We start from the raw sequence: 2,831 nt of genomic DNA, 5'->3' as shown, positions 1-2,831 counted from the left end.
ATCCGACCTGCTATATTCTGGAGATGTGCAGACACCGCCCCACGCGACAAAGCACATCTAAATCTTCTAAATACCTAAACCGAAACGTACCCTAAAGCAACCCGAGCAGCACTCCAACACCTGAATCTCAACCGACATCCCAACTCTCGCAACTCAAGCGATACTGCAGCACTCATTCCCGCAATCAAGTCCAAGAATTTTGACCAGTTAAGAGGGCTGGCCAGAATGGACGCATCCTCCTGAAGATCAACCAGCGGACGCGAGGAATCACGCCTGCTAGTTACATAGCATCTACACAGACGGGAAAGGCTCGATTCCCAAGGGCCCCATGCTCTAGCACGGCATGGCCCACAACGCACGCTAGCGATGGCACAATAGTCATGCTCAACAGGTCAGACTAATCCAGCAGACTCTATTATCTAATAATAGAGTAGCTATTAAGGTAAATAATAAAATAGTTACTGTAATGCTTAACCTGCTAGCTAATGTGCAAACCAGGAATAAGCCCTATTATGATATCTAGCAATAAATACAGTAAGAGCTGAAGAAAGAAGATGAGCAACGGACTTAATAGAAATCCACGGTGCTCTCAGGGCCAGCTCACTCCATCGAGCAACCGCATCTATTCCCCCTCGCATTCAACAGCCATGTACACATCCCCCACCCCCACCAAAGCTGCTGCCCGTGAATACTCAGCCGTCATGGACGTTCTTCAGCACATCAGCCTTCCCCCCGGCCATCTTGAGGAACTAAGATATCACTGGAAGAGCTATACACCAGAGGCCTTCTCCCTGCTCCGTCACCTGGTACTCGAACTGCGGCATGGGGTCCGACCCAAGTACCTCGTCACCTGGCACTGGTCCCCTCAGCAACGTGATTACGCCAGCGTGACCCGTGAGGCAAGACACTTCAAGAACGTCATGCTTAAGCGTGTGTGGGGCTACAACCGCATCCAACACGCCAGGGTGACTCAGGCACCGCCGATGTGCTTCTGCCATGAGCGCAGCGCTGATGCCGGCCGCTTTCACACTCACCTGCTGATCCCGCAACCACCTTCGCAGTACGACAGCGTTCTCGATCTGAGCCGTGAACTCAACGGTCACTTCCGCACGACCATTCGTGCCCTGGATCGTGACCGCACAATCGACGTCAAGCCGATTGAAGAGCCGGTGGGGGTGATGAGCTACATCGTCAAGCAGTCCTCCAGCTGCTACTGCCCGCTGGACTACGAGTTGTCAGGGTCTCTCCAAACGCATTGCGCAGAGTCTCGGGACAGACGAGATGCGGTCTGATAGTCAAGCGAATGGCGCTGCCATAAAAACATTCTGGGGGAAAGTCTGGGTGCACTGTCAAGTCGAGGAAGTGAACCTGTATGCCTACAGCAACGGCGTGGACGCTGAAATCAGCCTAGTCGGCTTCCCGTGAAAGTACTGCCATGTAAGGCCCTCCAGCTCCTTGGGAGACAGAGCTCACTATGATGTCTACATTGATATTGAACCCTGATCCTCCCGTCCATGGCAACCGATGCGAGAAGCCCAAGTCGGCAAACAGAAGACACTAACTATAATCCTAATTGAAAGGCAGTGAATCTAGAATGACATCTATATTTGAACATAACCCGCCGGGGACGTACTCGCCTGATAGTTCTCCAGCAATAGATATCAGCCTAATTAATTCACTATCTCTCATGGGGGCTGGACTAATTAAGAGGGTGGTTACTCTATGATCATTCATGTTCATCTTCGTATCCATGTTTCAGCAAGGGCATAGTCAGCATCTTCAAAGAAACGGGTCTCAGCATCGACGAATCTGCCAACCAGCTTTTCTGCCAAGGCTTGCCAAGCTTTATTGCCTACTACCCCCACCCGTTGGATCGTCCGGCGATAGTCCCGTATGACGGCTAGGTGACGCCCCAAGGCACCGAGGCCGGCCCAGCCATCGAATTGGCGTAAATCCAGCAGTAGCCTCACGCCATCAAGCCCATGTATTTCTGCAGCAATGTTGGCTTCAGCCCGTTCATAGACACTGGCCTCCAACGTGCCGATGAGCTGGACCTGGATCACATCGTCGTGACGCTCCAAATGGATTGTTCCAAGAGATTCCGATAACCAACGGCGTGCATCCTCAAGGTCCGCGTTGGCGAACACCCTCACGGGGCAGGGCATCACCAAGCTGAAGGCCGCCACGGCCGTACGCACCCAGGCCACATCAGACACCAATGCAAGACGCTCGAACCCATCCCAGTGGCGCAACGCCTCACGGCCGTCGGCCCAGGCGGCGCCCAGGTCGTATCCCTCGAAGGAGGGACCAAGCTGAGCGAGCAGCTTGAGGCGGTCATGCTGCTCAAGGGCAGCATCCAGAGCTGGAGTGAGCACGTGGTCGTAATCGTCCGCGGTGATCTTGCCCTGGAACGAAAAACCGAGTGTGCCTTCCGGCAGTCCGCTCATGCATTCGATCATGGGTATGTCCTTAAGGATCTCACCAAAACCGTAGCCATCAATACGATATGCGGCTACGGCAAGACAGCCATGCTCAGTGGTCCGACCTAGACATTGAATTGCCAACCCATGAGTACTAATACTCAGAGGGTTCGTGTATGTTGTTTCAACATATTTGTAGTGATCAGTGGCATTTGTCCCCATCCCACGTGCCGAGGTCACCGAGATGGATGTTGCCCCTTCCGGGGCCCAACCACGTTGGCGCACCAGGTCCTCGGTCCAACCCTGACAGCGGCGGGTGAGGTGTTCCCCGTGGGCAATCAGGCCCTGGTGCAGCTGGCAGGTGAGCAGGGGGATGCAGTTCGCCCCGGGGTGATGCCGAAACCAGTGGCA

The 2,831-nt window shown here is 54.1% G+C and carries 2 protein-coding genes; one reads left to right on the top strand and one right to left on the bottom strand.

Features of this window, described 5'->3' with window-relative positions:
* Positions 1-701: 701 nt before the first annotated feature.
* On the top strand, positions 702-1,292 hold the full coding sequence (locus ACWJI7_RS14120; protein WP_479938848.1) for a hypothetical protein: 591 nt from the start codon (positions 702-704) through the stop codon (positions 1,290-1,292).
* Positions 1,293-1,736: 444 nt separating this feature from the next.
* On the opposite strand, the gene ACWJI7_RS14115 is transcribed toward ACWJI7_RS14120, so the two are convergent.
* Positions 1,737-2,831, bottom strand: a 1,095-nt coding sequence (locus ACWJI7_RS14115) for a SpoIIAA family protein (RefSeq protein ID WP_479938847.1), incomplete at its 5' end; no start/stop codon positions are given.

The sequence above is a fragment of the Cryptocyanus atlanticus LEGE 06306 genome, from assembly GCF_056633155.1.
This window is presented reverse-complemented; position numbering and strand designations above follow the sequence as displayed.

Bases quoted from the DNA above. Each gene is read 5' to 3' on its own strand.
- ACWJI7_RS14120 (WP_479938848.1), top strand. From the start codon at position 702: ATGGACGTTCTTCAGCACATCAGCCTTCCCCCCGGCCATCTTGAGGAA.